The 22,899-nt window shown below is 55.3% G+C and carries 34 protein-coding genes; 25 read left to right on the plus strand and 9 right to left on the minus strand.

Annotated features, from left to right (window positions below; translation table 11 throughout):
* The first annotated feature begins 10 nt into the window (after positions 1–10).
* The 20 genes from C4N22_RS09350 (at position 11) to C4N22_RS09440 (ending at position 11,159) form a co-directional block, all read left to right on the plus strand.
* On the plus strand, positions 11–565 hold the full coding sequence (locus C4N22_RS09350) for an HD domain-containing protein (RefSeq protein ID WP_112148768.1): 555 nt from the start codon (positions 11–13) through the stop codon (positions 563–565).
* A complete protein-coding gene (locus C4N22_RS09355) occupies positions 562–1,071 on the plus strand; it encodes a hypothetical protein (protein ID WP_112148769.1) in 510 nt (169 codons plus the stop codon). Before C4N22_RS09350 ends, C4N22_RS09355 begins: the two co-directional genes overlap by 4 nt.
* Positions 1,072–1,510: 439 nt before the next feature.
* Positions 1,511–3,061 carry a DNA cytosine methyltransferase gene (locus C4N22_RS13090; protein ID WP_242981004.1) on the plus strand — a complete coding sequence of 517 codons (1,551 nt, stop codon included), beginning with the start codon at positions 1,511–1,513 and terminating at the stop codon, positions 3,059–3,061.
* A 172-nt stretch (positions 3,062–3,233) separates the two neighbouring features.
* A complete protein-coding gene (locus C4N22_RS09365) occupies positions 3,234–3,473 on the plus strand; it encodes a hypothetical protein (protein WP_112148770.1) in 240 nt (79 codons plus the stop codon).
* Positions 3,470–4,018, plus strand: a complete 549-nt coding sequence (locus C4N22_RS09370; RefSeq protein WP_242981005.1) for a 3D domain-containing protein — start codon at positions 3,470–3,472, stop codon at positions 4,016–4,018. The genes C4N22_RS09365 and C4N22_RS09370 overlap by 4 nt, the downstream gene beginning before the upstream one ends.
* Before the next feature lie 4 nt (positions 4,019–4,022).
* Positions 4,023–4,148, plus strand: coding sequence for a hypothetical protein (locus tag C4N22_RS13155; protein ID WP_256466566.1), 126 nt, complete (start codon positions 4,023–4,025; stop codon positions 4,146–4,148).
* A gap of 317 nt (positions 4,149–4,465) precedes the next feature.
* Positions 4,466–4,636, plus strand: a complete 171-nt coding sequence (locus tag C4N22_RS12920; RefSeq protein WP_181567204.1) for a hypothetical protein — start codon at positions 4,466–4,468, stop codon at positions 4,634–4,636.
* Positions 4,633–5,262, plus strand: a complete 630-nt coding sequence (locus C4N22_RS09380) for a hypothetical protein (protein WP_112148772.1) — start codon at positions 4,633–4,635, stop codon at positions 5,260–5,262. The genes C4N22_RS12920 and C4N22_RS09380 overlap by 4 nt, the downstream gene beginning before the upstream one ends.
* On the plus strand, positions 5,255–5,524 hold the full coding sequence (locus C4N22_RS09385; RefSeq protein ID WP_112148773.1) for a hypothetical protein: 270 nt from the start codon (positions 5,255–5,257) through the stop codon (positions 5,522–5,524). Before C4N22_RS09380 ends, C4N22_RS09385 begins: the two co-directional genes overlap by 8 nt.
* Positions 5,525–5,526: 2 nt before the next feature.
* Positions 5,527–6,174, plus strand: coding sequence for a DUF6273 domain-containing protein (locus C4N22_RS09390; protein ID WP_112148774.1), 648 nt, complete (start codon positions 5,527–5,529; stop codon positions 6,172–6,174).
* 2 nt (positions 6,175–6,176) lie between these two features.
* A complete protein-coding gene (locus tag C4N22_RS09395; RefSeq protein WP_112148775.1) occupies positions 6,177–6,521 on the plus strand; it encodes a hypothetical protein in 345 nt (114 codons plus the stop codon).
* Positions 6,505–6,984: a hypothetical protein gene (locus C4N22_RS09400; protein WP_112148776.1), complete on the plus strand. Its 480-nt coding sequence runs from the start codon at positions 6,505–6,507 to the stop codon at positions 6,982–6,984. The genes C4N22_RS09395 and C4N22_RS09400 overlap by 17 nt, the downstream gene beginning before the upstream one ends.
* A 10-nt stretch (positions 6,985–6,994) precedes the next feature.
* Positions 6,995–7,222 (plus strand): hypothetical protein, encoded by a 228-nt coding sequence (locus C4N22_RS09405; protein ID WP_112148777.1) that lies wholly within the window; start codon positions 6,995–6,997, stop codon positions 7,220–7,222.
* Between the two features lie 83 nt (positions 7,223–7,305).
* Positions 7,306–7,521 (plus strand): hypothetical protein, encoded by a 216-nt coding sequence (locus tag C4N22_RS09410; protein ID WP_112148778.1) that lies wholly within the window; start codon positions 7,306–7,308, stop codon positions 7,519–7,521.
* Positions 7,522–7,698: 177 nt separating this feature from the next.
* Positions 7,699–7,989: a hypothetical protein gene (locus tag C4N22_RS09415; protein WP_112148779.1), complete on the plus strand. Its 291-nt coding sequence runs from the start codon at positions 7,699–7,701 to the stop codon at positions 7,987–7,989.
* Between the two features lie 3 nt (positions 7,990–7,992).
* Positions 7,993–8,325 (plus strand): hypothetical protein, encoded by a 333-nt coding sequence (locus tag C4N22_RS09420; protein WP_112148780.1) that lies wholly within the window; start codon positions 7,993–7,995, stop codon positions 8,323–8,325.
* A 295-nt stretch (positions 8,326–8,620) separates the two neighbouring features.
* Positions 8,621–9,448, plus strand: a complete 828-nt coding sequence (locus C4N22_RS09425; RefSeq protein WP_112148781.1) for a rolling circle replication-associated protein — start codon at positions 8,621–8,623, stop codon at positions 9,446–9,448.
* Entirely contained in the window at positions 9,445–10,029 is a 585-nt protein-coding gene (locus C4N22_RS09430) for a DUF1064 domain-containing protein (RefSeq protein ID WP_112148782.1), read from the plus strand. Before C4N22_RS09425 ends, C4N22_RS09430 begins: the two co-directional genes overlap by 4 nt.
* Positions 9,990–10,610, plus strand: coding sequence for a hypothetical protein (locus tag C4N22_RS09435; protein WP_112148783.1), 621 nt, complete (start codon positions 9,990–9,992; stop codon positions 10,608–10,610). Before C4N22_RS09430 ends, C4N22_RS09435 begins: the two co-directional genes overlap by 40 nt.
* A 21-nt stretch (positions 10,611–10,631) precedes the next feature.
* The gene (locus C4N22_RS09440; RefSeq protein WP_112148784.1) at positions 10,632–11,159 is read left to right on the plus strand and encodes a hypothetical protein; all 528 of its coding nucleotides are present in this window, start codon (positions 10,632–10,634) and stop codon (positions 11,157–11,159) included.
* Positions 11,160–11,483: 324 nt separating this feature from the next.
* On the opposite strand, the gene C4N22_RS09445 is transcribed toward C4N22_RS09440, so the two are convergent.
* From C4N22_RS09445 to C4N22_RS09480, 8 genes are all read right to left on the minus strand, one after another.
* Positions 11,484–11,921 carry a DUF2513 domain-containing protein gene (locus C4N22_RS09445; protein WP_165852608.1) on the minus strand — a complete coding sequence of 146 codons (438 nt, stop codon included), beginning with the start codon at positions 11,919–11,921 and terminating at the stop codon, positions 11,484–11,486.
* Positions 11,922–11,990: 69 nt separating this feature from the next.
* Positions 11,991–12,314 (minus strand): hypothetical protein, encoded by a 324-nt coding sequence (locus tag C4N22_RS09450; protein WP_242981006.1) that lies wholly within the window; start codon positions 12,312–12,314, stop codon positions 11,991–11,993.
* A gap of 178 nt (positions 12,315–12,492) precedes the next feature.
* Positions 12,493–13,386, minus strand: a complete 894-nt coding sequence (locus C4N22_RS09455; protein ID WP_112148787.1) for an SWIM zinc finger family protein — start codon at positions 13,384–13,386, stop codon at positions 12,493–12,495.
* Between the two features lie 129 nt (positions 13,387–13,515).
* On the minus strand, positions 13,516–13,734 hold the full coding sequence (locus C4N22_RS09460) for a hypothetical protein (RefSeq protein ID WP_112148788.1): 219 nt from the start codon (positions 13,732–13,734) through the stop codon (positions 13,516–13,518).
* A gap of 105 nt (positions 13,735–13,839) precedes the next feature.
* The gene (locus tag C4N22_RS09465) at positions 13,840–15,465 is read right to left on the minus strand and encodes a DUF4942 domain-containing protein (RefSeq protein WP_112148789.1); all 1,626 of its coding nucleotides are present in this window, start codon (positions 15,463–15,465) and stop codon (positions 13,840–13,842) included.
* Between the two features lie 105 nt (positions 15,466–15,570).
* On the minus strand, positions 15,571–15,750 hold the full coding sequence (locus C4N22_RS09470) for a hypothetical protein (RefSeq protein ID WP_112148790.1): 180 nt from the start codon (positions 15,748–15,750) through the stop codon (positions 15,571–15,573).
* Between the two features lie 20 nt (positions 15,751–15,770).
* Entirely contained in the window at positions 15,771–16,361 is a 591-nt protein-coding gene (locus tag C4N22_RS09475; RefSeq protein ID WP_112148791.1) for a hypothetical protein, read from the minus strand.
* A gap of 122 nt (positions 16,362–16,483) precedes the next feature.
* Positions 16,484–17,335 carry a hypothetical protein gene (locus tag C4N22_RS09480; protein WP_242981007.1) on the minus strand — a complete coding sequence of 284 codons (852 nt, stop codon included), beginning with the start codon at positions 17,333–17,335 and terminating at the stop codon, positions 16,484–16,486.
* Between the two features lie 518 nt (positions 17,336–17,853).
* Here C4N22_RS09480 and C4N22_RS09485 point away from each other — a divergent pair.
* Positions 17,854–18,084: a hypothetical protein gene (locus C4N22_RS09485; RefSeq protein ID WP_112148792.1), complete on the plus strand. Its 231-nt coding sequence runs from the start codon at positions 17,854–17,856 to the stop codon at positions 18,082–18,084.
* 406 nt (positions 18,085–18,490) lie between these two features.
* Here C4N22_RS09485 and C4N22_RS12760 read toward each other — a convergent pair whose 3' ends face one another.
* Complete coding sequence (locus tag C4N22_RS12760; protein WP_146746523.1) at positions 18,491–18,745, minus strand: hypothetical protein; 255 nt, start codon at positions 18,743–18,745, stop codon at positions 18,491–18,493.
* A 779-nt stretch (positions 18,746–19,524) separates the two neighbouring features.
* Here C4N22_RS12760 and terS point away from each other — a divergent pair.
* The 4 genes from terS (at position 19,525) to C4N22_RS09505 (ending at position 22,899) form a co-directional block, all read left to right on the plus strand.
* Positions 19,525–20,259 (plus strand): phage terminase small subunit, encoded by a 735-nt coding sequence (gene terS, locus C4N22_RS09490; protein ID WP_181567205.1) that lies wholly within the window; start codon positions 19,525–19,527, stop codon positions 20,257–20,259.
* Positions 20,243–20,731 (plus strand): hypothetical protein, encoded by a 489-nt coding sequence (locus C4N22_RS09495; protein ID WP_112148794.1) that lies wholly within the window; start codon positions 20,243–20,245, stop codon positions 20,729–20,731. The genes terS and C4N22_RS09495 overlap by 17 nt, the downstream gene beginning before the upstream one ends.
* Positions 20,732–20,820: 89 nt before the next feature.
* On the plus strand, positions 20,821–22,659 hold the full coding sequence (locus tag C4N22_RS09500; RefSeq protein ID WP_112148795.1) for a phage terminase large subunit family protein: 1,839 nt from the start codon (positions 20,821–20,823) through the stop codon (positions 22,657–22,659).
* A gap of 3 nt (positions 22,660–22,662) precedes the next feature.
* Positions 22,663–22,899 carry a DUF6148 family protein gene (locus tag C4N22_RS09505; RefSeq protein ID WP_112148796.1) on the plus strand — a complete coding sequence of 79 codons (237 nt, stop codon included), beginning with the start codon at positions 22,663–22,665 and terminating at the stop codon, positions 22,897–22,899.

The following is a 22,899-nucleotide window of genomic DNA, read 5'->3' on the forward strand; positions in this document are numbered from 1 at the left end:
GGAACGACCTATGGATGAAGCAACAAGAATCTCGCTGAAAGACCAGTTCAACAGCCTTTTGGTACGGGCTATTGAGGGTAGGCGCGGCGGTATGGCACTGATGCGGGTGCTGGAAGAACTGGACTTTTACAATTCCCCGGCCAGCGCGAAGCATCACCTGAATGTCCCCGGCGGTCTGGTGCTGCATTCTCTCAATGTGGCAAGAGCTGCCCTGGAATTGTGCGACAAGATGCCGCAGTTTGCAAAATGCAATAAGGGCGCAGTCTTGACCGCCGCGTTACTCCATGACGTTTGCAAGGCTGGGCAGTACATCAAAAAGCCGGATGGCAGTTACCGTTATGAAGATAGTCACTTGATGGGACACGGTGAAGCATCCGTCAGCATTATCAAAGACTGGATTTTCTTGACCGACACGGAAGCCCTGGCAATCAGGTGGCACATGGGAGCATATAGCGGAGAGCAGGACTGGGGAACGCTCAGCAAAGTATACGACCGCTGCCCGGAAGCCCTGTGCCTGCACATGGCTGACATGATCGCAACGCACATCATGGAGGTAGAAGAGTGAGCAGAGGCACCGCCTACTATGATCTTCCGAATGGTGAGCGAATAGAACTGCCGACAACCATGCCGGATGTTGAGGAAGTGCCGGGACCCCTATGTGATGGAAAATTTGAATTGCCAGAAGCCGTAAAAGAAATGTTCAAGTGGATGGATGAAACATTCGGAACATGGGAAAGCGACTTCAGCAGTTTCAAAATCTGGATGAAATTGCGGAAAAACTTCAATCCACCGGTGCGCTGGGAAGCGGTGCAGGACAAGCGTCGAAACCCAAAGCCTTTGGGCCGAAACATCTATTTATATAAAGCAAGGAAGATCAAGAGCTTGGCAAGAAGTACACATACCAGAGTATCCCTGCACAAGGGAAAACAAAAGGGTACTGAAGAACAGTGCAAGCACACATTCAAGATAACCACAGCCCGGTGCGCGCCTTGCAGTGGTTACAACGTGGAGTGCGAGCACTACGAGAAAAACAATACCGCTGATACGAAGCATGGTTCTTCTCAACCGTGAAATAAGCAGCCCTGCACCGCAGAAGCGGGGCTGCTTTTATATGGCGCATGGCGCTTTTTCTAGGCATTGAGCGCTGCAAGCAGGGCCGGACCCTGTATGCGCCGAGTTGAGTTTTCCATGGAAGACGGTACGGTCAGGAAATCAGCCGTCCGGCATAGCGGAATGGTGCTGTACAGCAGCGTCCTCCTTTCCGTTCAAGCCCGGTGAAAGACCGGGCTGCCATTTCCGCGAAAGACGCACCCGCATGGAGCTGACGGGAATGGGTGCGCCGCAGCATGAGCGCAGAAATGCCCTGTTTGATCCGCCCAGGACAAAAGCGGTAGGCCACTGCAATGGCCGCCCTGCCCGGTACTCTCTTGCCGGGCAGGATTGATATGCGGACGCATAATGGATGAACCTGCTTCTGACCTAATCCCCCATGAGCAGGAGTACCAGTTCGATGCTGGTCGTCCGTGCAAGAAAAAGTGAGGAAAGCGAAATGAAACTTGAATGTCTGACACCGGAATTTCCGCAAGGTGCAAGAGTTTACAGCGTGGATGGTGTGGCACCCTCACTGCTGAACAGTGCATCGGCTATGAGATCGCAGGCGATTCTGGTCAGCGGGGGGGGCAGAATGAAAATCTGTGAAAGCGGGCCGGTAATTTGCAGAGCATCCGGTCAGGCATCGGCGGACACACTGAACGAAACTTGCCCATGCCTAACGTGCGACCATGAAGCGCCTATCGTGGCCGGGGCGTACTGTATGGCTGGAAATTTCGTTGACCGGAATACCAATCAGAACGGATGCGGAGTAAGAGAAAACGCTTCGTTCACACTGAACACGGTGGACCGGCACGCCGTTGCCTACGATGCAAGACATCACTGTCTTGGTGGAGAGGTCAGCGGAACACTTCAGGCAAAGGGAGAAGGAGGATGGAGTTTGAACTACATAAATCCGGTGCTCCAACCGCTGCCTGAAAATACGGTCGGCATCGACCTCTACAACGGAGCCGTTACTGGAAACACTGCGGCTACTCTCACGAAGAAAAATGATGGCACATCAAGCGGCCCGGAAGTTGCCCAAAGAAAAACGCCGGACTGGATCGTGCGCAGACTGATTCCGATGGAGTGTGGCAGACTGCAAGGCTTCCCGGACGGATGGGCAGAAATTGAACCACTGACCGACTTGCGGGAACTGCCGTTCTGGCGTGAGGTCTACACAAAGGACTGCGAGATCAAGGGGAAAAAGCCGAACCGGAAGATGATGCAGGCAGACAGCGAAGAAGGCAGGCGTGCCCTGATGCGCTGGCATGATGGCCTGCACAGCAGGGCGGCAGAGTACGCAATGTGGGGCAACGGAATGGCGCTACCAAACGCATTGTTCTTTGTAAAGAACGCGTTCCGCGAACTGGGAAAGCCGCCCGGAGAAATAAAGCTGGGAAGCCTGTTCGATGGAAGCGGAACAATGCCGCTGTGCGCCGCAATGTGCGGCGGGCATCCGGTCTGGGCAAGCGAGGTAGAGCCGTACCCCATTGCTGTTACAAAGACGCATCTGCCGAACATGAAGCATCTTGGAAGCGTTACGGACATCAAGGGCTTTCTGATTGAACCGGTTGACATCATAACGTTCGGAAGCCCATGTCAGGACTTGAGCATTGCAGGAAAACGTGCCGGACTTAACGGTGCCAAATCTGGATTGTTCTGGGAGGCAATACGCATTATCTGGGAAATGCTGCTGGCGACCGGCGGAAAATATCCACGGTTCGTCATCTGGGAAAATGTGCCCGGTGCCCTGTCATCGAACAAAGGAAAGGATTTTGAAGTTGTCCTCAACGAATTACTACACCTCAGAGAGTTTGCCGGAGGTAGAGCAGATCAGTCTATTCTCCAACATGGCAAGTGGGGGGGGCTTCGCAAACTACGGAGCTGTTGCCTATCGAATTGTCAATGCTCAATGGTGGGGAATCCCCCAGCGCCGGCGCAGAGTATATGCTGTCTGCGATACTCGTAGAGAATCCGCCGGAGTGGTCGTTTTTGAGCGAAAAGGCACTGAATGGAATTTTGAACCGTGCATCCCGCAGGGGGAAGAAGTTACAGGACTTACTACTGACTGCTATTCATGGCATGATCGAATGGTGGCAACAAAACCCTGCGGGGGGGGGAGGCAGCGGGAAGCCTACACAATGAAGATCCGCAGCGGATGTGACGGCGGAGGAAAGGGACCGCTTGTCCAAGAAGAACTTTCGGCAACATTGGCAACGCACCAAGATCAGACGCTATTTGAGTTAAGAAATACGGTGCTGAATGACCAGGGCGGCGGTTTCATGGAAGTTACGTATGGGATGACCGGAACACTCCGAGCACAAGAGCATGGGCACGCACCAATCACATTCGACAAAACAGAAGGGAACGAAAAGACGTGAAGGTAGAAACGATAAGCAAGGCAATCATTGCGGCGCTTCTTGCGGCGGAACTTGCAAGCTGCACGAAAGCCGCTCTGATGCAGAACCGGATCACGGATCTGGAAACACAGAGGGATATCTACAAGTCCATGTACGAGGACTGGAAAGGCGCGGCAGGCGAAGTTGCCGGGTATGCAGATACCTTGCGGGATTCTCTGAAAGCACGGGACCGACTGGATGGAAAATTGCTGGTTGAGGATGCTGGCGATTTTCTCTGCACGGCCTACTGTACCGAAAAGCGGGAGCATATCTGCGGCACAGGAACCGGGATCACAGCCAGCGGTGCACCGGTAGAAGCTGACGTGACGGTAGCGGCTGACCCGGATGTGTTCCCGTTTGGAACCATCCTCTATATCGAGGACATAGGAGTGCGGATCGTTCAGGACAAGGGGGCAGGAATCCAGGGAAAGCACCTGGATGTGGCGGTTTCCGGCAGTCATGAAGATGCCCTGAATTGGAATGGCTACGGGACGCATAGAGTTTGGATTATCAAAGAAGGAGAATAAAAATATGGACGGATTTGTGAAAACACTGGGTGTTCTGATGGTTTTGGCAGCTGTGGCACTGTGGGCGGCACTGATTTTCTTTGTGCCTGCCGCACTGATTAAGTTCCTTTGGCTTTATCTGGTGGCATGATGGACAATGAAACGCTGACACGGATTCTGTCCGCACGATTTATAACGTGTAATGAGCAGGCCCGAAAAGGCAGTAAGGGATGCACGAAAGAGTGCAAACTCTATGAGCTGCAAGAACCGGGTATGACCTGCCGGGACAGCGTCCTTCTCCACGCAGAGAAAGCAAAGAAAATTTTGAAAATAAGGTCGCACAACTCCTGACACAGGCCGCCCGCTGCGGCGGCCTTTTTTGTGAGCATGGGAACAGGCCCGGCCCGGTTCAACTCCGGGATTGCCCAAAACTGAAAGGAGAACACACCGATGCAGAGGTACTACATTTTGCTGAAAGCGACCGGTGCTGGTGGGTGGCCGGGTTGGCTGCCGTACCGGCTGGATGCGGACAGCGCCGAACAGGCTGTTGAAAAAGCCAAGGAGCAGGCCGAGAATCATTACCCGGAGTACGAAAAGTTTGAAGTTCAGGCTATCGAAATTGAAAGGAGAAGCAAATGAAGCTGGCAGCAATCGCAAAGCTCATTAAGGCAGATGGGTACTGTAAACTCTACAAAGTGTTCTATGACGATTGCAGAACCTATGATTTGTACATTGGAACCAAAACGGCAATCTTCCCGCTGACCGGATTTCCGAAGGCACAAAATGAAAGTGAGTTGGCAACCCTCCTGGGCATCAGCAAAAAGGAATGGGCAGACATCGAGTTTGATAATGACTGCCCGGATGATCTCCATTACATCGAAGGGATGGATTTGGACGACACGGCAGACGGAGAAATGGACTGCGTGACCGGAAGAATCGGTATCCGGTACTGCGGGTGTGAACTGGTTCCAATGATCGAGCCTGTTTCGGGAACGGTCGGTTTTGTGGATGCGAAGCAGATCATGCCAGTAGCAGATGAAATCCGCAAGAGCGGATATTTCAAATACTGCGCCAGGAAGATGGCGAGCGGCGGACGCTACTATGTTATCAAGGACGGAATGGTGGTGCGCGGCGCGGTGCTTCCTGTAAAGCTGGAACCTCTGGCAAAGTCTGGACTGCGTGAGCTTGCCGACATGGTGAAAAAGACTAGGGATGTTGCCGATGTGGAGGACTTGAGCGAACAGGAGGACAAAAACGATGCGTAAGACTTTGGAACTGCTGGCTTTGTCCACCTGCACTGCCGCGCTGTGCGTAACACTGACTGGGTGTGAAGCAGTCAAGGGCACAGCACGCGGTGAAAAACCGGTCAAGACGGTATATGTTTACCTGCCGGACGGCACTTTACTGGACAAAGGACGGGCGGACAAGGTAAGTTCGTTTGCACACAATGATCGTATCGTGAAAGTCACGATTGACGGGAAAACATACGAGACCAGCTGGGCCAATGTGGTTTTAGTGGAGGAATAACGATGAGCAAGATTTTGAAAAGTGTAACCTTGGGTGATGTGAAAAATGGTGGCATCTTCAGAGCGCTGGGCAAGGAGTTTGTGAAGCTGGATGCGGACGAACACGGCTGCCTTGTACTGGCAAAGGACATTTGGACGAGAATGCCGTTCCGCGACGGCGACGACCCGGAATGCCCCAACGATCTGCGCCGGAGCGAGATTATGCCATATCTGGGCAACTGCCTGGCAGAGTTTACAAAGAACGGCACTCCGCTGAGTACATTCATTCCGCTCAGAATCGACCTTCAGGACACGACCGGCCAGAACGAATACGGAATCTTTGAAGTGAGGATTGGCCTGTTGACCCTGCGCGGGTACGGAAAATATTGGCGGATGATCCCGAAGGTAGATGCGCCGTGGTGGTTGGCAACGCCTTACGGTACGCCGAATTGCTCTCCGTACACCAACAATAGCAACTACGTCTGGTACGTCAGCACCGATGGCTCCAACTACAGCATCTGGTACAGCTACTCCTGTGGTGTTCGCCCCGTTTTGTGCTTTTCCTCTGCACTCTTGGTCTCTGTCGAGGACGAAAGAGAGGCCGGGTTTTCGCTTTCCGATGTTCCGCTGGATGACCTGCTGGCCGAAATCAAGAGCCGGACGGAGGGCTAATCATGGATGCGGTAAAAAATGACGTGAAGCGGCTGGTCAAAATCGAGTTGGCCGCTGCCAATAAGAAGTTTCGGATGTTTGCTGGGCCACATGAGGGCGCGGGAATCATCCAAGAAGAAGTCGTGGAAGCTGCGCAGGAGATGAACGGTCTGCGCCGGGAACTTAACGCTATGTGGATAGGTGTTTACTCCAACAATCCGCAGATCTCCACGAAAGGCGTATACGACCGGGCTGTTGCCCTGGCCGTGGAAGCTATCCAGACGGCGGCGATGGCCCGGAAGTTTGAGCGCAGCCAACGCCGTCACTGGCCGGGAGCGAAGGAGCCGCACTATGGCGAAGGAAAATGACGCACCTACCGAAATCGAGACCATCACGCTGACCATGAGCCGCCCAGTGGCGGAGGCTGTGCAGACTGCCTGCGAGTGGTATCTGCGGCTGCACATGGGACAGTTTTGGGATCTGGCAGAAGACTTGTGCTTTGCAAAATTCTACTCGGACGCGGAAAACAATGCGTTTCAGAGCGAGGAACAGCGTAAAAACGCTTTTAATGTTGCGATAGGCCGCAGAAATACCATGCTGCTAGAAATGGAACGGCTGTACAGCAGATGCGTTCTCCCGGCCCCGACCTCAGACGTAATGAAGGTGCCGTACCGGGCAGAACAGGTATGGCTTGCCATTCGCCACGCCCTGGCATGGCATGACAAGCCGGAGGGCGATCCATGGAATGTGTGCTTTGATAAGCCGCTGAACCGCAGCGACCAGCCGCAGCCGGTAGTAAAACTCAATGAAAAGCAGGAGGCAAAGAAATGAGAAAGATTTTATGGTGGGAGCATCTGCGGCGGCAAGCGTTTTGCTGATGACGGGATGCAACAAGCAGGTAATTGATTTGACCTACGAATATTCGCAGGCACAGATTAAAATGCCGGATGGAACCGTAATTGAGGGCAAGGTGGATAGCTGGAACGATTATGAAGGCGACCAGTTACAGGTCAAAATTAACGGAACAACATATCTGGCCCATTCGTCAAACGTGGTCCTCTGGCACTGAGCAAGGGCAAAGTTCGGGATCGAGAGGAAGAAGTTGCACCCGAATCTTGAAGATTTTGAGGTTATGAAGTTGGAGAAAGTGCAATGAGACAGAACGGAGCAATGTTTATCTGCAACCGTTGCCGGAAGCAGGTATTTGCAGAACGGTTTGATGATGGCCGGTTTGACCAGAAGGCACTGGATGGGTGGGCGCTTGAAACGAGGGACTTCTTTGGAGTTGGTGACTTGTGCCCGGAGTGCTTCAAGGCGTACCGCGAAACGATGGAACGTTTTTATACGGGAGGCAAACGTGGAGCCTGAAAACACCTGCTGCACCTGCTATTACCATGACGCTAAAAGCTGGTTCTGCTATAACGGCCTGTCACCGAAAGGAACGGAGAACACAGACCCAGAGGACACCTGCGAGTTTTACGAAAAGAGAAGCGAGTGCGAAAGCTAACTGCCTGAAAATGGTGGTGGACGGAGGTGTACAGAGCGATGGAGAAAAAAGTCATCATTGAACTAACCGTCGAAGTAGAAAACCCGGATAACAGAAGCGTAGAAGAAGATATTATAGGTGCTTTGAGTGAAAGCCTGCATCACTTTGACGTTGTAAATTACACAGAGGATCCGCCGGTGCGGCCATACTGGGGAAAATACTGCGGAATCCTGAAAGAAGATTACTACGGCTGCCCTATTTGCGGCTACATAACGAACTGGCAACCGGAGACCTGTCCGGTGTGTCACACTCGGCTGGAAATGTGGGATGGAAAAGGTAAAGGAGCTTAAAAAATGGACAGAAGTGAACTTGAAAAGCTGGCAGAGCGCTACCAGCAGAAGGCGGACCGTGCCTTTGAGAACTATCAGGATACCGGCCTCCGGCGCTACGATACAGAGCGTAACAACATGGAGGACCTTGCCGATGCGCTGCGGATGGCAGCAAATGCGGCAGACGAACACGCTGAGCACACAAATATGCGGGGATCGCTTGCTGAGTTTGTAAACGCTGCGCAGAACATCAAATGCACGACAGACCAGGACGACCGTGTGAAGCTGGTGGACAAGCTGGTGGAAGATCTGCTGGCCTATGGCCGGATGCACAACTGGATCGCAATGAAAGGCTGAACGAAACTAATCAAGCTCCTAATCAAGAATTAAGCAAGCCCGTCGTAAAATTGCCGCCCTGACGAGGCGGCAAGGGGCTTGTATGTGTAACTTAATCTAGCGACCACAAATTTCCACGCCGGGGAAAGCGGGGGTCAAGGGGGAGAAAACGAGGGCGGGTCTGTAGGGCTTGACGGAATAGGAAACTTAGAAAGACCTGCCCGGCGTTGTATCCCCCTTGTCCTGCGAAGCCGTGTGTGTTTGGTCCACAGAAAAGAAAATCCCAGTAGAACTTTGCGGAAGGAGGAAGTGAACGGTGCGGGCATGGTACATTCGGGAGCAGAAACACATTCTCGGAACATCCGATTATGCAGAAGTGGATCTCTTTGAAACAACGGACAAGGAACACACCGCGAGCACCCGCCGCAAAAGAGAGCTGGCGACCTCCATTGCGCAGCAGAAGTATAACGACATGATAGCAAGGCGGTATTTCTGCCAGCTGGCCTATACGAATTTCGGGGAAAGCGACTGGGCAGCCACGTTTACATACGACCACGACCACCAGCCAGCGCCCGGAGATTTTGACCAGGTAGACCGGGACTGGACGAATTTTACCCGCCGCTTGAAGCGCTTCTGCAAAAAGACGGGGCGGGAAGCATCCAAATGGATGCAGGTTGCAGAGTACAGCGTGGTGGACGAGGACGGGAAAGTTACCGGCAGACACCACCATCATGTGATCCTGCAAGGCAATCTGACATGGCAGGAGATCAAGGACTTGTGGCGGGACAGCACCGGGCGGCCGATGGGACTTGTGAAAGTTGAGCCTATCGACCTGACCTGTTCCAGCTTTGAACGCCTGACAACCTACATGACGAAAGCCCGCGCCCGTATCCGGCGCTGGCGACAGAGCCAAGGGCTGCAAAAGCCGAAAACCCCGCGTCCGAACGACACCAGATGGAGCCGCAAGCGCTTTGACGAAGCGTTTGCTTTGCCGGATGATCGTGAATACTGGGAGAAAAAATACCCCGGTTATACCCTGCGCGAGTGCGAACAGCACATCACGGGAAACAACACCAAGCACCTGATCGTGAAACTGAAAAAGAAGCCGGACACACGGCGGAAGAACAGGAGGAACCAGCCATGAGCGCCAGACTGGAACTGGACGACCTGCCGCCGCGCTACCGTGCGCAGGCGGAAAAGCAGCTTGCACAGAGAAGGTGCGGGGGCAAAGCTGCACCTGCATCGTTGGAAGCCGCTGTGAATGCCGCCAGATCGACCGGACACGAGTTTGACAGCCGGGGCGAGTATGACTACTACATGGGAACTGTTCTGCCCAAAGTCCAGAGTGGCGAGGTCGTGAAGGTAGAGCTGCACCGCAGGTTTACTATGCTGCCGGAAAAAGAATACGGCAATGTGAAGCTCCCGGCGGCGCACTATACCCCGGATTTTGTGCTGACCTATGCTGATGGCACGGTTGAGGTGGTGGAAGTGAAAAGCAAATTCACCCGGCGGCAGCAGCGTGATTACATCCACCGCCGCCGTATGTTTATCGATCTTGTGGCAGAACCGCAGCACTGGCGGTTTATTGAGCATATCACGCCAGATACGGCGGAAGAAATCAGAAAGTGGAAGCGCCTGGCCGAACAGGCGGGAAAGGATTCATCATGGGAAAAAGCAGGGCAAGGATGCCAGCATTCTACCGGCAGAGCATCCAGAATGCAGTGAATCAGCAAATCAACATCGGCAAGTCGAAGCACCGCACGACGCTGAACCGTGAGGCAATCGGGCAGGTCGTTTCGTACTGCGCAGTTGCCGCGGCACATGATCTCTGGGACTGGGGCGAGAAAGAATCTACGCTCCTGACCTTGAAGATGAACAATGCTGCATCCAGGTATATCATGGATCACGACAAGTACGGTGCACCGGAAGCCCTCAAGCGGCTGGAAGCACGCACTGCCCACCTGATGCCGGAAGAATTTTGGCTTCCGGTGGGTGGCCTGGTAGGCTCTGAAAAAAAGCTGCGTGTTCTGGCCGAACGCCGGGACGCTGCAAAGATGATCGTTCGTTTCTTTGTGGAATCGCTGGAAGAAATGGAGTACACCCCTGAACAGATCGAGGTCGTGAAGGAAGAAATCAAGAAAAATTACCAGCAGTTCCTCGGCTGGGTGGACGATGGCGGAGAAGAATTTGCCTATGATCGTCTGCGCCGGGTCATTGAGGACATTTATGGTGTGGGTGCCATGGTGGAGCGCGTCAAGGGTGAAGAACCCGTTTTCGGAGAACCCCTTTTCAAGAAAGATTTTTGATTTTTTTGGGAGGACTGAGCAGTGAAAGTACACGAGGCGGAGGCAATCTTGAAATATTATGCGGACATCCCGCAGCGGATAGAGATCATCCGCCGTCAGTGCACCGCACTGAGCGATGAAGTGGACCCTATGCGGGGCATGGGCACCGATGGAATGCCCCGTGGCGGAACGCCTGGGGACAGCACGGCGGCGATGGCCTGCCGGATGGATGAACTGGGCATTGGAGACCAACTGCGTCAGCTGGAACGGCAGCGGGCTGTGTTGCTGGAAGATCAGAACATTATCCGAGGACAAATGAACCGGCTGGACAGTGGCCACAATCTGATTTTAACGGAGTTCTACATCAGCCACAAAAAATGGCACGAAGTACAGCAGAAAATTCCATACAGTGTGCAGCACTTGAAGTACCTGCGAAACGTCGCTCTTGCACAGCTGGGAAGGAACCTGGAACGGCTCCCGGAGTGCGCCGCTTTATTATCGCGTGCGTTAAACACGCGCGAGGGACAGCGCCGAGCGGATGCCTGGGCGGAGGGCGACATTCTCTTATAGGCAAAGCGGCCTGCGGGACTTTATGTGTAGGCACTTCCGCAAAATCGTGTCCGATGGTCGTAGAAAAACAAACACGACTACCCCGAAAATCTGAAAACAGGCATAGAAATAACCCGGCGGGCAGTTGGCCTACCGGGTTTTGTGCAAAGGAGAGCAAAATGAAAATCAAAATTGAGATTGACAGCGGCATGATAAGCCCGCGAGAATATGCCGTTAGAACCATCGCAAAAGAAATCGTGAAAACTGGAATCAAAGAAAAGCAGATCTGGTACAACGAAGCGGCAATCCAAACCGAATTGGAAAATGCAGAGGTAGGAAGGCTCGTCAGGTGTTGGTTAAAAAATGTTTGGCCGCTTCCACAGCTACGTTCTTTGCAATCTCGATTATCACATCTGCGCTGAAAGAGCCGGCCTTTTTGGCAACGCTTTTGACCTTTTCCCAGTTCGTATCAGACCGAATGTTTTCAAGAAATCTATGCCCATCAGGCGTAATGCGGGAAATGGGAATGCGATAAGTGTCTTTCGAGAAAAGCGTTTCAACAAACCCGGATTTGACGCAATACTCAACGGCGTAAAAGAGATCGTCGTTGTCGTAGGTCTTTTCAAGTTCAAGCTGGTAGGCTGGCGGTGTTTCCGGGTCATCCAGCAGGAAGTCGTTCACATTGTTTTTCTGGTAAGAAATGAAATAGCAATAGTGGTTATAGTCTGTGTACTCTTCTGCGCAAAGCATAACGGCGCGGACGCAATCCATGTTTAACTTCATACAAACCATCCCTTCAACACTTTAAGCCCATCAGGTCATCGACCTGGCGGGCTTTTTGGATTTCGTGATTTACTTTTCGTGTGGCGGCTGGTCATCCGGCGGAGCGTTGCGCTTGAAGATGATCTGCGGTTCGTTCGGATCCCGGCCTTCCTCTTTGGCGTTCTGGGCGATTTCGTCAATCAGGCCGACCGGAAAGCCGTTCTCGTCGAGCGGCCCATCGTAACCGGTGAAGTCAACGACGTTCACGCAGGGCGGTTCGGGGATGGTTTTGTAGTATCTGCCGTCCTCATAGTTCTGATCCGTGACCCGGTTCCAGTAACCAATGTCTCCGTGCTGCTCCTGGGCGGCTTCCATCGCTTCCCGTGCCTGTTCTTCGGTCAATCCGTCGAACAAGAGCCGGGAGCCATCAGCAAAGGCGGCGACCAGCCGCCAAGGAGCGAAAAACTCTGCATCTTTCGTAGAAATGCCTCCTTCTGGGCAGTTAAGCCCCTAAATTGTAGGTTTTGTATCAAAAAGGCGGGTTAAATATGCTGAAATATCATCTTTAGCAGAAAAAGATGAAGTTTCGTTGTCAGGATTTCGATTTCGTGGGGGTGTACCCATTCAGGCAGCGATTGAAACCGCGTTTCGTGAGCGCGGCGGTGATCCGGTCATCCGGGAAGTAGAAAACAAGTTCGTTTTCGTTCAACAGACCAGACCCGGCGGGGTACTGAACACCGGAATACCAATCCGTTTCCATGTCATACTTGCGGTGAAGATACTTGTAAACGTCCCTCTGGGCCTTGTCGAACACCTCAACAAAGGAGAAGGAAGCGCACGGCGGCAGTTCCGTTGCCAGCATGGGCACATTCCGCACCAGCCATTCCACGATCGCAGCCTTTGCGGCGTTTCGCTTGGGCTTGTCGTCCCGGTGGACTGCATTCAAAATCTGCACAACCAGCGGTTTGGGCAGATCGTTCAATACCTCTGCCAGCGGGTAAGGGTTTTCGTGCAGCAGGGGCGACGTGCGCAGCTCCGGCACGAGATCCAGATCGTGACAGGTTACAGGCTTCTGGCGGTCGTCGATGCGCTCACTGGTGTAATACAGCATATCTTTGATTGCGTTCTGTGCCGCGTCGGAAAGCTGCTCCACCAGAGCAACACTGTCTGCAAAGCTGATTTGCGCCTCGTTTCGTTCGCCGGTGCTGCGGCCGGTCTTATAAGCTGCATCAATGATACCAAGCTCCATAGCCAGCCGGAAAATGTGCTTGCAGGGCTTTTTGCGCTTCACAAAATCGTTGCAGGTACAGCTTGCAAGGCTGGTCTGGTACGGCTCTTTGCCGGATCCATAGAAAACCCCGGTTTCGTGTTCCTTGTCCACGGAAAGCGGGCTGGTCTTGCTCTGCTGGGCGCTGGCAAGGCGCTTTTCTTCGTCAGCGTCTGCGGGATGCTCTGTCCAGGGGCCGAAGGCGGGAATCATAGTCATAATGGGAAACCTCCTTTTCGTGTTTCGTTACTGTCATGATAGAGCAAAACGCAAATAAAAGCAATAAATTAGAACAAGATTTCGTGACGGGATGCAAGAATAACCCCGGCGGGCTGCCGGGGCTGGCTGTCAGAACGGCAGGCCGGTATAGTTGCGCATGGGAATGGCATCGGCGGCGGGCACCAGCATATTGAGCAGTTGCCGGTATAAAGCCGGGTTTGCTGCACGCTGGGCACGGAAGTCCTCTAGGAATTGCGCCTGTGCTGCCAGATCGGCCAAGTTTTCGTCATCCACGTTGTAGCATTGGCATTGATCCGGCCCAGCGGAGTATATCCAACATCGAACCATGAAAATACCTCCTTTCTGTTTCGTGATGTTCCCGACGTAAATGCCGGGAAGATGGGGCGGGGTTGCTTTGCCCGGTGCAGCCCTGCCAAAATATCCGGTTTCGTGTTAAGCGTTCAGCTGTAAAAACGTGCTCTGCGTGGGGATCAGGTGCCGGGTGAGGGTGTCGGTGTAGCTGGCCTCCCCCTCGTAGCTGTCAACCACCCGGCGGTCTGCGGCGGCCATATCGTGATAGCTCTTTTTGCCGTAGGTTGGCGGCAGCCAGCCTTTGCGCTGTCCGGCGTAGAGGTTGAAGGACTTCAAAACGTCCGTGTTCGTAAACTCGATGTGGCAGGTGCCTTTCTTGTAAAACGTGGCGGTGAAATAGTGCAGCTGGATCTTCTGGGTCTGGCCGCTCTTTTCGGCGGCATCCAGAACGGCGCGGAGTTCGTCCCCATTGTAGGGCTTGCCGTTCGTGTCCAGGAAGTGCAGCACCCGCTCGATCTGGGCAACATGGCCTGTTGCGTTGTACCGGGGGCAGAAACGCCCATCGTATGTATCAAAGGCGTTGCAGCGGAAAATCACCTTGCGGTTGATCTTGTACGCGGAGTTCGTGCACCAGCCGTTGTAATAATGCACGTTCTTGCTGTACTCGTCGTTATAATGCAGGTTCGTCCAGTCGTCGAACAGCTTTATAATTTCGTGGTCGATGCTGGAAAGAAGATTTCGTGAAATTTCTTCCCGGACGGTCAGAATGTTGTACGCGCTGAAGTCGTAGCCTTCAAGCTCTTTGATTCGCTTCTGGTAATCCTGCTGCATTTCGTAGGTCATCGCATCGAACAGCTGCGGCATTTCAAACAGCTGTTTCCAGTACATCCCGCGCAGTTCCCGGATAGCGTCGTTATAAGATTTCGTGAAAGCCATCACAGGGTTTTCTTTCTTACCAGCGCCGGCAGAGGAAAACAACGACTTGATTCCGTTGTACTCTTCATAGATCCGGCGCACACCCTCTGCGGCGGCGTTGTACCGCTCAATGGCTGCCGTGATGGGGTCGGAAGATACCAGGGCGGCAAACTCCGGGTTTTCTTTCAAGCGCTCTGCGGTTTCGTTTTTCAGATCCAGGCGGATCCGGCTCACCGGCTCCCGGTCGGGAATGTCCACCGACACAAGCGCCACCTCCACGCGGGCGGCGCGGCGGGCGTTCTTGAACGCATCCGGGATATATTTCACCGTGGCGTGCAGCTCTTCCAGCTTTGCGGCCAGCTCTTTCCGTTCGTTGGTGCAGGGGTTGCGCAGGGTTTCGGCGTTGAGCAGACAGCGCACCTTGCCGCCGTCCTGCATGATGTCCAGCGCTTTGAGCAGGTGCCGCGCACCCTCTGAAAAAGGCGGGTTCATGACGATTGCGGCGTATTTCGTGGTGGGGCGGAAGGTCAGAAAGTTATCATGCACCACCCGAAAACCGTCTTTCTTCAGCACGGCGCGGAAGTCGCTGGAAAGCTCGATGCAGTCAAGCTCTGCGCTTCGTGCCTTTTCCTTGTCGTAGCGGTCAACCTCGCCGGTTTTATAGTCGTGGTGGACGTTGAACGCCAGAGCGTGGACCTGACGCGCAAGCGCTCCATCACCGGCGGACGGTTCAAGGATGGGTTTCGGGTAGGTGGTGAACCCGGATTTTACTTCCCGCAGGGAAAAGACCATATCAAAGGCCAGACTGTCCGGCGTTGGGTAGAAGTCCAGGGCATCGTTGGGGGTGGTCATGGTGTAAACCTCTTTTCGTGTTTCGTGATATGCCCGGCGGAATGCTGGGCGGTGGGGCGGGGCCGCTTTGTCCGGTGCGGCCCTGCCAGGGCATCCGGTTTCGTGTCAGGCGTTGAGCTGGTAGCCGCGGCGGGCGCAAATGAGGCGGAGCCGGGCGGCGGCGATCTGCTGGCGGACCTCTTCGGGCCTGCCGGTGCACTGGGCTTTCCGGCGCAGGTCTTGCAGTGTCCACTGCTGGCGGATGATCTCGCGGGCCTGCTCAAAGATGTTGTCAAACTTCTTCATGATTTCGTTCTCCTTTCGTATCATGCAAACAGGCGGTTGCATACCTGCTGTATTTCGTCGTTCGCCTTCATCGGGGCAATGAGCACGGAAACGGCGGCCTTCTTCGGGTCTACGGTGTCCGTTGCCAGGATGGGCGCAAACGGGCTGTTGCTGCTGTGGTAAACAAATTCGTGATGATCCACAAAAGCGTCATACTCCGAATTTATCATGATGGGCCGGGATCCGTTGCGGAACATTCGGAACGTGCCCCAGACTTTGCCCTTTGCTTCGACTTCCTGCAAGATTGAAGTGCGTTTGACTTCTTCTTTGCAGGCGCTGAACTTCTGGAGCATCTGCGCGGCGGTCAGCTGGTGCGGATCGTTGACCACAAACCCGGCATCACTGGAAACGATGGTCACGCCGTCGGCGGGTGCGTCCTGCATGGTCACGGGCTGGATAACATCCCGGTAAAGGACGACGGGCAGCTTGAACGCTGCATAGCCGGTGATGATGTACACGCTGCCGCTCTGGCAGGTGATCCGAACGGCGTTGCGGCTTTTTGCCTGCCCTTTCAGATAGGCGGTGATCTTCTTCACGTTCAGCCCGGCGGGGGTGCTGGTTGCTCTTTTCATATTGCAAAAACTCCTTTTCGTTTTCGTTCTGTTTTTCGTGCCCGGTGCGCTGCCGGGGTAGTGGGGCGGGGTTGCTTTGCCCGGTGCAGCCCTGCCAAAATATCCGGTTTCGTGGTGGTGGGTCATGCCAGCAGCCCGGCGGCGATGCTTTCAAAGTCCAGCTGTTTCACGGGCGCTTCATCCGGCGCGGCTACGGCGGCGGGGGTCTGCTTTGCGTCCTCTACGGCCTTCCGGGTCTTGCGCCAGGCATCCAGCGCGGCGGCCTGACCCTTGCGGTCGGTTTCGGGGACAGCCAGGAAAGCGGCCTTTGCTTCCCGCTCTGCCTTGCGGAGCACATCCGGGGCGGGCTTTTTCGTGGTGGCGGGCTTGCTGGCCTTTTTCGTGGGCAGCGGATCGACGTGTACCAGCTCCGGCAATTCGTGGTGCTCTTCGGTGATGATGGGGGCCGGGGTGCCGACGGTCTGCTCTGCTGCTGCCTTTGCGGCCTTGCGTTCTGCGGCCAGCTTTTTGTTATACTCCATAATGGCGGCGACAGATCCGAAGCGGCCGGCGGGGGCCTGCTTTGCGTCGTGTACCTGCAAGCAGCTGAACAGGTGCGATTTCGTGGGGTAGAAATGCGGCGCGGGGGCTGCTTCCTTGCCTTCGGCTTCAGCGGCTTCCCGCTGGGCCTTGCTGGGGCGGGTGGTGTACTTCCACAGGTAGCATTCAATCAAATGCGTTTCGCCCTTCTTGACGCTCTTGCCTTCTTTCTTCCAGTGATCGAAGGTGTGCAGCTCTGCCGCTGCAAGGATGATTTCAACGTCTGCGATGGTGGCGGGCTGTTCGTCGCCGTTCTCGTCGGTGGTGACTGCGTTTGCAGCCATTGCGGCGATCTGCTCCGGGGTGTGGTGCGCGGTGGCGATGGCGTGCAGGGTGGCGGGGTCCAGCTTCGCAGCTTCGTTCATGATGATCTGATTGTTGGTCATGCCTTTCATGGTTCGTTCTCCTTTGTTCGTGGGTTGATGTTCGGTTGATCTCCCGGCGGCTGCCGGGGTAGTGGGGCGGGGCCGCTTTGTCCGGTGCGGCTCTGCCAGGGCATCCGCTTGACTTTACCGCCTTTCGGTGGTAAACTAATTTACAAGATGCGTTGTGGAAAATTCATCTTGCAAGCCTGTCACCTGCTTTAGTGGGTGGCGGGCTTTTTTGCTGCCTGCTTCTTTTTCCACTCTGCCAGGTAGGCGGCCCAGATCGCTTTTTTCAAAGCGGCGGGGAGCTTGAAAAATTCGATGCTCATGCGGCTTTTCTCCTTTCGCTGGTATTCAGCTTGCAACCCTGTACCGTGTCGCTTGCTGTGGCCTTACTCTAGCACGGTACAGGGTTTCTTGTCAAGCCCTGTACCGTGCTTTCTGCGTTTTGCACAAAACCCTATACCGTGTCTTTGTGCAAATTGACACTGTACAGGGTTCGGCGAAAATGCTATATTTTATATATAAAAATAAACAGGGGTAATATCATGGCTGTATCAGCAAGAAAAAGACTGAATAACGACAAATACAACGCAAAATGCACACAAATCAACCTGAAACCGTTGACCCCGGAAGCAAATGCAATAAAGGCCGCTGCCGCTGCCAGTGGGCAGAGCCTGCAGGGTTATATATTGCAAGCTGTCCGCGCCAGGATGGAGCAGGAAGGGCAGCCGTTAGAGATCGACCCGGCGGAATCCGGGGAAGAAGGGGGACTATAGGGGGTTACTGGGGGAGAGTTCTAGCCTGCTAGGTTAAAGCCCTACACCTGCCTCTCAATCCCGTTAGGTGGAGAATCTGACCCCTCCGGCAAACGGCAAAATTGACCCGGATGGAGCACCGCCAGCGTAGGCCGTGCCGCGCTGAAACGCCGCCAGCCGGAACCGTTGCGCCCGGATCAGGTGCAGCCCGGCCGACCCGGGTAAAGCGGGCAGAATACCCGGGTATAGCGCCCACCTCCTGCACCGGGACGCACCCCGCCGGAACCATTGCCGCCAGTGCAGACCAAAGGCCAGAGCAGCAGCGCACGCCGCGCCGTCTGCCCTGGTCTTTTTCTTTTGCCCATCTTCCCGCCGCTGGCCCTGCTGCCTGCCCTTTGCACCGGATCGCCTGCCGGATCGGTGCGGATCAGTGACGGCCCGGCCCGGTCGATGACCCCGCCGGCACCCCGCCGCCGCAGCAGATCACCCCGCCCACCCGCACCGCCAGCCAGAAGCAGACCGACACCAACAGCACCGCCAGCGCCGCACCGATGACCCCGCAGCCCACAAGCTGCACAGCCTGCACACCCTGCCAGACCTCACAGCAGCCAGCAGCCCACCGCCAGCACCTACCGACACCGCACCCTGCCAGCCCTGCCGCCCACCTGCCGCAGCAGATCACCCCGCAAACAGCCCAAAACCACCCACCGCAGCCCGCCGCCGGAGGGGTCAGATTCTTTACCTGACCGGCATATGGCCTTTGCAGTATAGCCAATAGCTAGGCTATAGCCGCCTTATCTAACCCCCTGCCCCCTTCCTTCTCCGCCTCGACGGCCTGCCGCTGCCCTGGGCACCGCCAACCGGCGGCCCGGCACCGGCCCGGCCTGCCGTCGCCCCGTCCGGCCCCGCCGCCGGAAAGGTACTGCCCCCCGCCGGCGGGCGCGGTGCGGGTTCCGAAGCCCCAAAATTTTTCTAGGTTCCAAATTTTTTGAAGGGCTTCCGCGCTTTTGACCCACGAAAAGGGGGTACGGGTCAAAAAATTGTAAGTCCGGGGCGAACATGGCGGTAATGTCACCGGGATGGTGGACGCTTACAATTTGTAAGCAACTCACGTTTTGCCGGTGCCAACAAATCATTCCGGCGTGATCTTGTTGAGGTCAACAAAATCGGGATAGACCATCTTGCCGGGGCTGGCAAAATGGTGGCTATGTCATAAAGTGTTTACATTTGAAAGCCCCAACCGGCAAAAGATAAGACGTTATAAGACGGTTTTGGTGCTATACTTAGTACAGTGGAATTATGGAGAGAGGCCCCACGGCGGCGAACCGAGAGGCCTTTTTCATACACTGTTGCTTACAAGTTGTAAGCGACCCGAAGAAATGCCGCAGGACCGGCGGCGAAACTGAATGCTCTGCCTGGATGATTTGCCAGACGGGGCATTTTTTATTGGAGGAAAACCAAATGGCAAGGCGAAGCGATGAGCGCGATGCCGCCCGCGCTGAGTACATTGCCCGGATGGAGAAAGACGGAGAAGTGAATCTTCGGCAGCTGGCGGACGATCTCCATCTTAAATATGATACGGTCCGCCGCTGGAAGGCAAAGGACGGGTGGGGCCCGCCCGCACCCCGGAAGCCCGGCGGACAGCCGGGAAACAAAAACGCCGTGGGCAACCCCGGCGGCGGGGCACCTGTCGGGAATGAGAATGCAATGAAGGATGGAGCCTATGCGACCATCTTCTTTGACAAGCTCACCCCGGAAGAAAAACAGATCGTAGAGAATGCGCCCCGGAACAGCACCGAGCTGACTTCCCACGAAATCGGAGTGCTGCTGCTCCGGGAAAAGTACATTCTGGACAAGATCAAAGAGTATCAGGCTTTACCGCCAGACCAGATGATTACATCCAGCGTCATGGATATGCGAGTACCCGGCGGACGTGGCAAGCGGAAGCGGGACGGCGCAAACCAGCAGATCGGTATGTATCAGAAGGAGACCCCGGCACAGCGTATCTTGCAGCTGCAGGAAGCCTTGAACAAGATTCATGGCCGCATCCTGTCTGCGGCGGCCCAGATGCAGAAAAACGAAATGGACAAGCTGCACCTGGAAACCGAACAGCAGCGGATTGAATTGCTGCGCATCCGGGCGACCGGCGAGATCGGAGAACCGGGGGACGGTGACAAAGATGCTGTACACGAGTAAGGCCGTTGGCGAATGGCTGGGCATCACTGACCGTCAGGTGCGGAACCTGCGGGATCAGGGCGTGCTGTCCGAAGTCCGGCCCGGCGTCTTTGACATGAAAGTCTGCGTCCGGCAATACCTGAACTTCAAGACCGGCAACAAAGACGACCAAGCCCGCCTTGTTGCTGCCCGTGCCGAGCGGGAGGAAACCCGCGGCAAGATCGAGAAAATGCGGATGGAGGAAGCCCAAGGCGACCTGCACCGCACCGAGGATGTGGAACGCGCCCTGAAAACCATCTTTGCAAATTTCAAGAACCGGCTGGAAACCATCCCGACAAAGTATGCAAATACTATGGCCCAGCTGACCGACCCGGCGGAAGCCCACGACATTCTGCAAAAAGCAGTGCAGGAAGCACTTGTGGAATTGAGTGACCCCGAAATTGCGCTGGCAGCACCAGCGGGGGAGGAACCCGAAGATGAGCAGGAAGAATAAATGCCGGGGCTGTGTCTGGGGCACCCGGCTGAATGAGATCCAGCAGTTCTGCCCGTTCGGCAGCTGTGTCATGAAAGGCGGCGGCAACAATGGCAATGATCCACCTGGAACCGCAGACTGCACAGATGTTCAGCCGGGCACTGGGTGCGCTGAAGCCGCCCCCGAACCTGACCCTTAGTCAGTGGGCAGATAACTACCGCCGCTTGTCGGCGGAAGCATCCGCAGCACAAGGCCGTTGGAATACGGACAACGCACCTTTCCAGCGGGAGATCATGGATGCCATCGGGGATGTCCATATCCGCAAGGTGGTAGCCATGATGTGCGCCCAGTCCGGCAAGACCGACGGCCTGATCCTGAATACCATCGGGTACTACATGAGTTACTACCCGGCCCCTATCATGATTGTGCAGCCTACGGTGAACCTGGGCGAGAGCTTCAGCAAAGACCGTCTGGCTACCATGATCCGGGACACTCCGGTGCTTCGGGGCCTTGTGGATAACAAGAGCCGCTACTCCGGCAACACGATCACGAAAAAGAACTTCGCCGGTGGTCAACTGACCATCGTTGGCGCAAACGCCCCGACCGATCTGCGCGGCCGCCCCATCAAGGTGCTGCTGGCGGACGAGGTGGACGCTTACAAAGCCAGCGCCGGCAAAGAAGGCGACCCGGTCATGCTGGCCGAGCAGCGTCAAACGACCTACTGGGATTACAAGACGGTGCTGGTATCGACCCCCACCGACAAAAACAACAGCCGCATTTTGGACGAGTTCAACGCATCCACCCAAGAGGAATGGACGGTGCCTTGCCCGAACTGCGGCTTTTATCAGCCCTTTGTTTGGGACAACATGGTATTCGATAAAGACAAGTGGCCGGAAGGCGGCGTGCAATACCGCTGCGCCGAGTGCGGCTGCCTTGACAACGAATACCGCTGGAAGAAGAACAGCCTGAAAGGCAAGTGGCACGCAGAGCACCCGGAACGGGCGGTGCGGGGCTTCCACATGAACAAGATCGGCTCCACCCTCTGCGGGTGGGACAAGATCGTGGAGGACTTTATTGCCGCTGACCTGGATGCACAGCGCGGCGATTACGAGAAGATGCAGGTCTTTGTGAACACCGACCTGGGCTTGCCGTGGGAGGAACCGGGCGAAGCGGTGGAGGCAAACAACCTGCTGGACCGCCGCGAGTTCTACGAGGCCGAAGTCCCGGACGGCGTAGTGTACCTGACGGCTGGTGTCGATACCCAGGATAACCGCTTCGAGGCCGAAGTCGTGGGCTGGGGCATCGGCAAGGAAAGCTGGGGCATCCGGTATCAGCGCATCTACGGCGACCTGAAACGTGGGCAGGTCTGGGCAGATCTGGACGATTTCCTATCAAAGACTTGGAAAAAGAAGGACGGCACGGAACTGTCCCTGCGGTGTGTCTGCATGGACAGCGGCGGCCACTTCCCGGATCAGGTCATACGGTTCTGCAAAGAGCGCGAGGAACGGCACATCTGGCCCATCAAAGGCCGTGGCGGTATGGACGTACCATACCTGCGCAACCCCACAAAGAACAACCGCGTAGGCGGCGAGCTGTTTACGCTGGGCGTTGATACCGGCAAGAACCATGTCCTTGCCCGGTTGAAGGTGCTTATCAAAGGCCCGAACTACTGCCACTTCCCGGCGGCAGAGGATGCCGGGTATGACGAAAACTATTTCAAGATGCTTACTGCGGAGCACAAGGTCACACGCTGGAAGTCTGGCCGCAAGGTGGAGCGGTGGGAGCTGAAAGACCCGGCACAGAAACGTAACGAAGCGTTTGACGTTCGGAACTACGCAACGGCGGCGCTGGAAATCAGCAATCCCCCCGGTTTGGAGATCCCCGGAGAGGAAGCACCACGCCAGACCGCACCGCGCCAGTACCGCAGAAGAAGATCAGGAGGTATCTAAACAATGCCGATCATCTCAAAAGAAGCCGCGCAGCGGCATCTTGATATGTGGATGGAAGCAGAAGCTGCTGTTTCGACAGGGCAAAGCTACCAGATCGAACAGATGATGCTGACCCGTGCCAGTTTGAAACAGATCCGGGAGAGCATTATCTTCTGGGAAAAGAAAGTAGCCGAAGCGGAAGCAGAAGAAAAAGGCCGGGGCAGAAACCGAATCTACCACTTCTCGCCGCATGATGTGTAA

Origin of the sequence: Faecalibacterium prausnitzii (genome assembly GCF_003287495.1) — a bacterium.
In the GTDB taxonomy this organism is placed as follows: domain Bacteria; phylum Bacillota; class Clostridia; order Oscillospirales; family Ruminococcaceae; genus Faecalibacterium; species Faecalibacterium prausnitzii_I.

Excerpts from the sequence above, each read along its gene's own strand:
- C4N22_RS09350 (WP_112148768.1), top strand. The coding sequence starts at position 11 with ATGGATGAAGCAACAAGAATCTCGCTGAAAGACCAGTTCAACAGCCTT.
- C4N22_RS13090 (WP_242981004.1), top strand. The coding sequence starts at position 1,511 with ATGCTGGTCGTCCGTGCAAGAAAAAGTGAGGAAAGCGAAATGAAACTT.
- C4N22_RS09365 (WP_112148770.1), top strand. The coding sequence starts at position 3,234 with ATGAAGATCCGCAGCGGATGTGACGGCGGAGGAAAGGGACCGCTTGTC.
- C4N22_RS13155 (WP_256466566.1), top strand. The coding sequence starts at position 4,023 with ATGGACGGATTTGTGAAAACACTGGGTGTTCTGATGGTTTTGGCAGCT.
- C4N22_RS09380 (WP_112148772.1), top strand. The coding sequence starts at position 4,633 with ATGAAGCTGGCAGCAATCGCAAAGCTCATTAAGGCAGATGGGTACTGT.
- C4N22_RS09385 (WP_112148773.1), top strand. The coding sequence starts at position 5,255 with ATGCGTAAGACTTTGGAACTGCTGGCTTTGTCCACCTGCACTGCCGCG.
- C4N22_RS09390 (WP_112148774.1), top strand. The coding sequence starts at position 5,527 with ATGAGCAAGATTTTGAAAAGTGTAACCTTGGGTGATGTGAAAAATGGT.
- C4N22_RS09395 (WP_112148775.1), top strand. The coding sequence starts at position 6,177 with ATGGATGCGGTAAAAAATGACGTGAAGCGGCTGGTCAAAATCGAGTTG.
- C4N22_RS09400 (WP_112148776.1), top strand. The coding sequence starts at position 6,505 with ATGGCGAAGGAAAATGACGCACCTACCGAAATCGAGACCATCACGCTG.
- C4N22_RS09405 (WP_112148777.1), top strand. The coding sequence starts at position 6,995 with ATGGTGGGAGCATCTGCGGCGGCAAGCGTTTTGCTGATGACGGGATGC.
- C4N22_RS09410 (WP_112148778.1), top strand. The coding sequence starts at position 7,306 with ATGAGACAGAACGGAGCAATGTTTATCTGCAACCGTTGCCGGAAGCAG.
- C4N22_RS09415 (WP_112148779.1), top strand. The coding sequence starts at position 7,699 with ATGGAGAAAAAAGTCATCATTGAACTAACCGTCGAAGTAGAAAACCCG.
- C4N22_RS09420 (WP_112148780.1), top strand. The coding sequence starts at position 7,993 with ATGGACAGAAGTGAACTTGAAAAGCTGGCAGAGCGCTACCAGCAGAAG.
- C4N22_RS09430 (WP_112148782.1), top strand. The coding sequence starts at position 9,445 with ATGAGCGCCAGACTGGAACTGGACGACCTGCCGCCGCGCTACCGTGCG.
- C4N22_RS09435 (WP_112148783.1), top strand. The coding sequence starts at position 9,990 with ATGCCAGCATTCTACCGGCAGAGCATCCAGAATGCAGTGAATCAGCAA.
- C4N22_RS09445 (WP_165852608.1), bottom strand. The coding sequence starts at position 11,921 with ATGAAGTTAAACATGGATTGCGTCCGCGCCGTTATGCTTTGCGCAGAA.
- C4N22_RS09455 (WP_112148787.1), bottom strand. The coding sequence starts at position 13,386 with ATGACTATGATTCCCGCCTTCGGCCCCTGGACAGAGCATCCCGCAGAC.
- C4N22_RS09460 (WP_112148788.1), bottom strand. The coding sequence starts at position 13,734 with ATGGTTCGATGTTGGATATACTCCGCTGGGCCGGATCAATGCCAATGC.
- C4N22_RS09465 (WP_112148789.1), bottom strand. The coding sequence starts at position 15,465 with ATGACCACCCCCAACGATGCCCTGGACTTCTACCCAACGCCGGACAGT.
- C4N22_RS09470 (WP_112148790.1), bottom strand. The coding sequence starts at position 15,750 with ATGAAGAAGTTTGACAACATCTTTGAGCAGGCCCGCGAGATCATCCGC.
- C4N22_RS09475 (WP_112148791.1), bottom strand. The coding sequence starts at position 16,361 with ATGAAAAGAGCAACCAGCACCCCCGCCGGGCTGAACGTGAAGAAGATC.
- C4N22_RS09480 (WP_242981007.1), bottom strand. The coding sequence starts at position 17,335 with ATGAAAGGCATGACCAACAATCAGATCATCATGAACGAAGCTGCGAAG.
- C4N22_RS09485 (WP_112148792.1), top strand. The coding sequence starts at position 17,854 with ATGGCTGTATCAGCAAGAAAAAGACTGAATAACGACAAATACAACGCA.
- terS (WP_181567205.1), top strand. The coding sequence starts at position 19,525 with ATGGCAAGGCGAAGCGATGAGCGCGATGCCGCCCGCGCTGAGTACATT.
- C4N22_RS09495 (WP_112148794.1), top strand. The coding sequence starts at position 20,243 with ATGCTGTACACGAGTAAGGCCGTTGGCGAATGGCTGGGCATCACTGAC.
- C4N22_RS09500 (WP_112148795.1), top strand. The coding sequence starts at position 20,821 with ATGGCAATGATCCACCTGGAACCGCAGACTGCACAGATGTTCAGCCGG.
- C4N22_RS09505 (WP_112148796.1), top strand. The coding sequence starts at position 22,663 with ATGCCGATCATCTCAAAAGAAGCCGCGCAGCGGCATCTTGATATGTGG.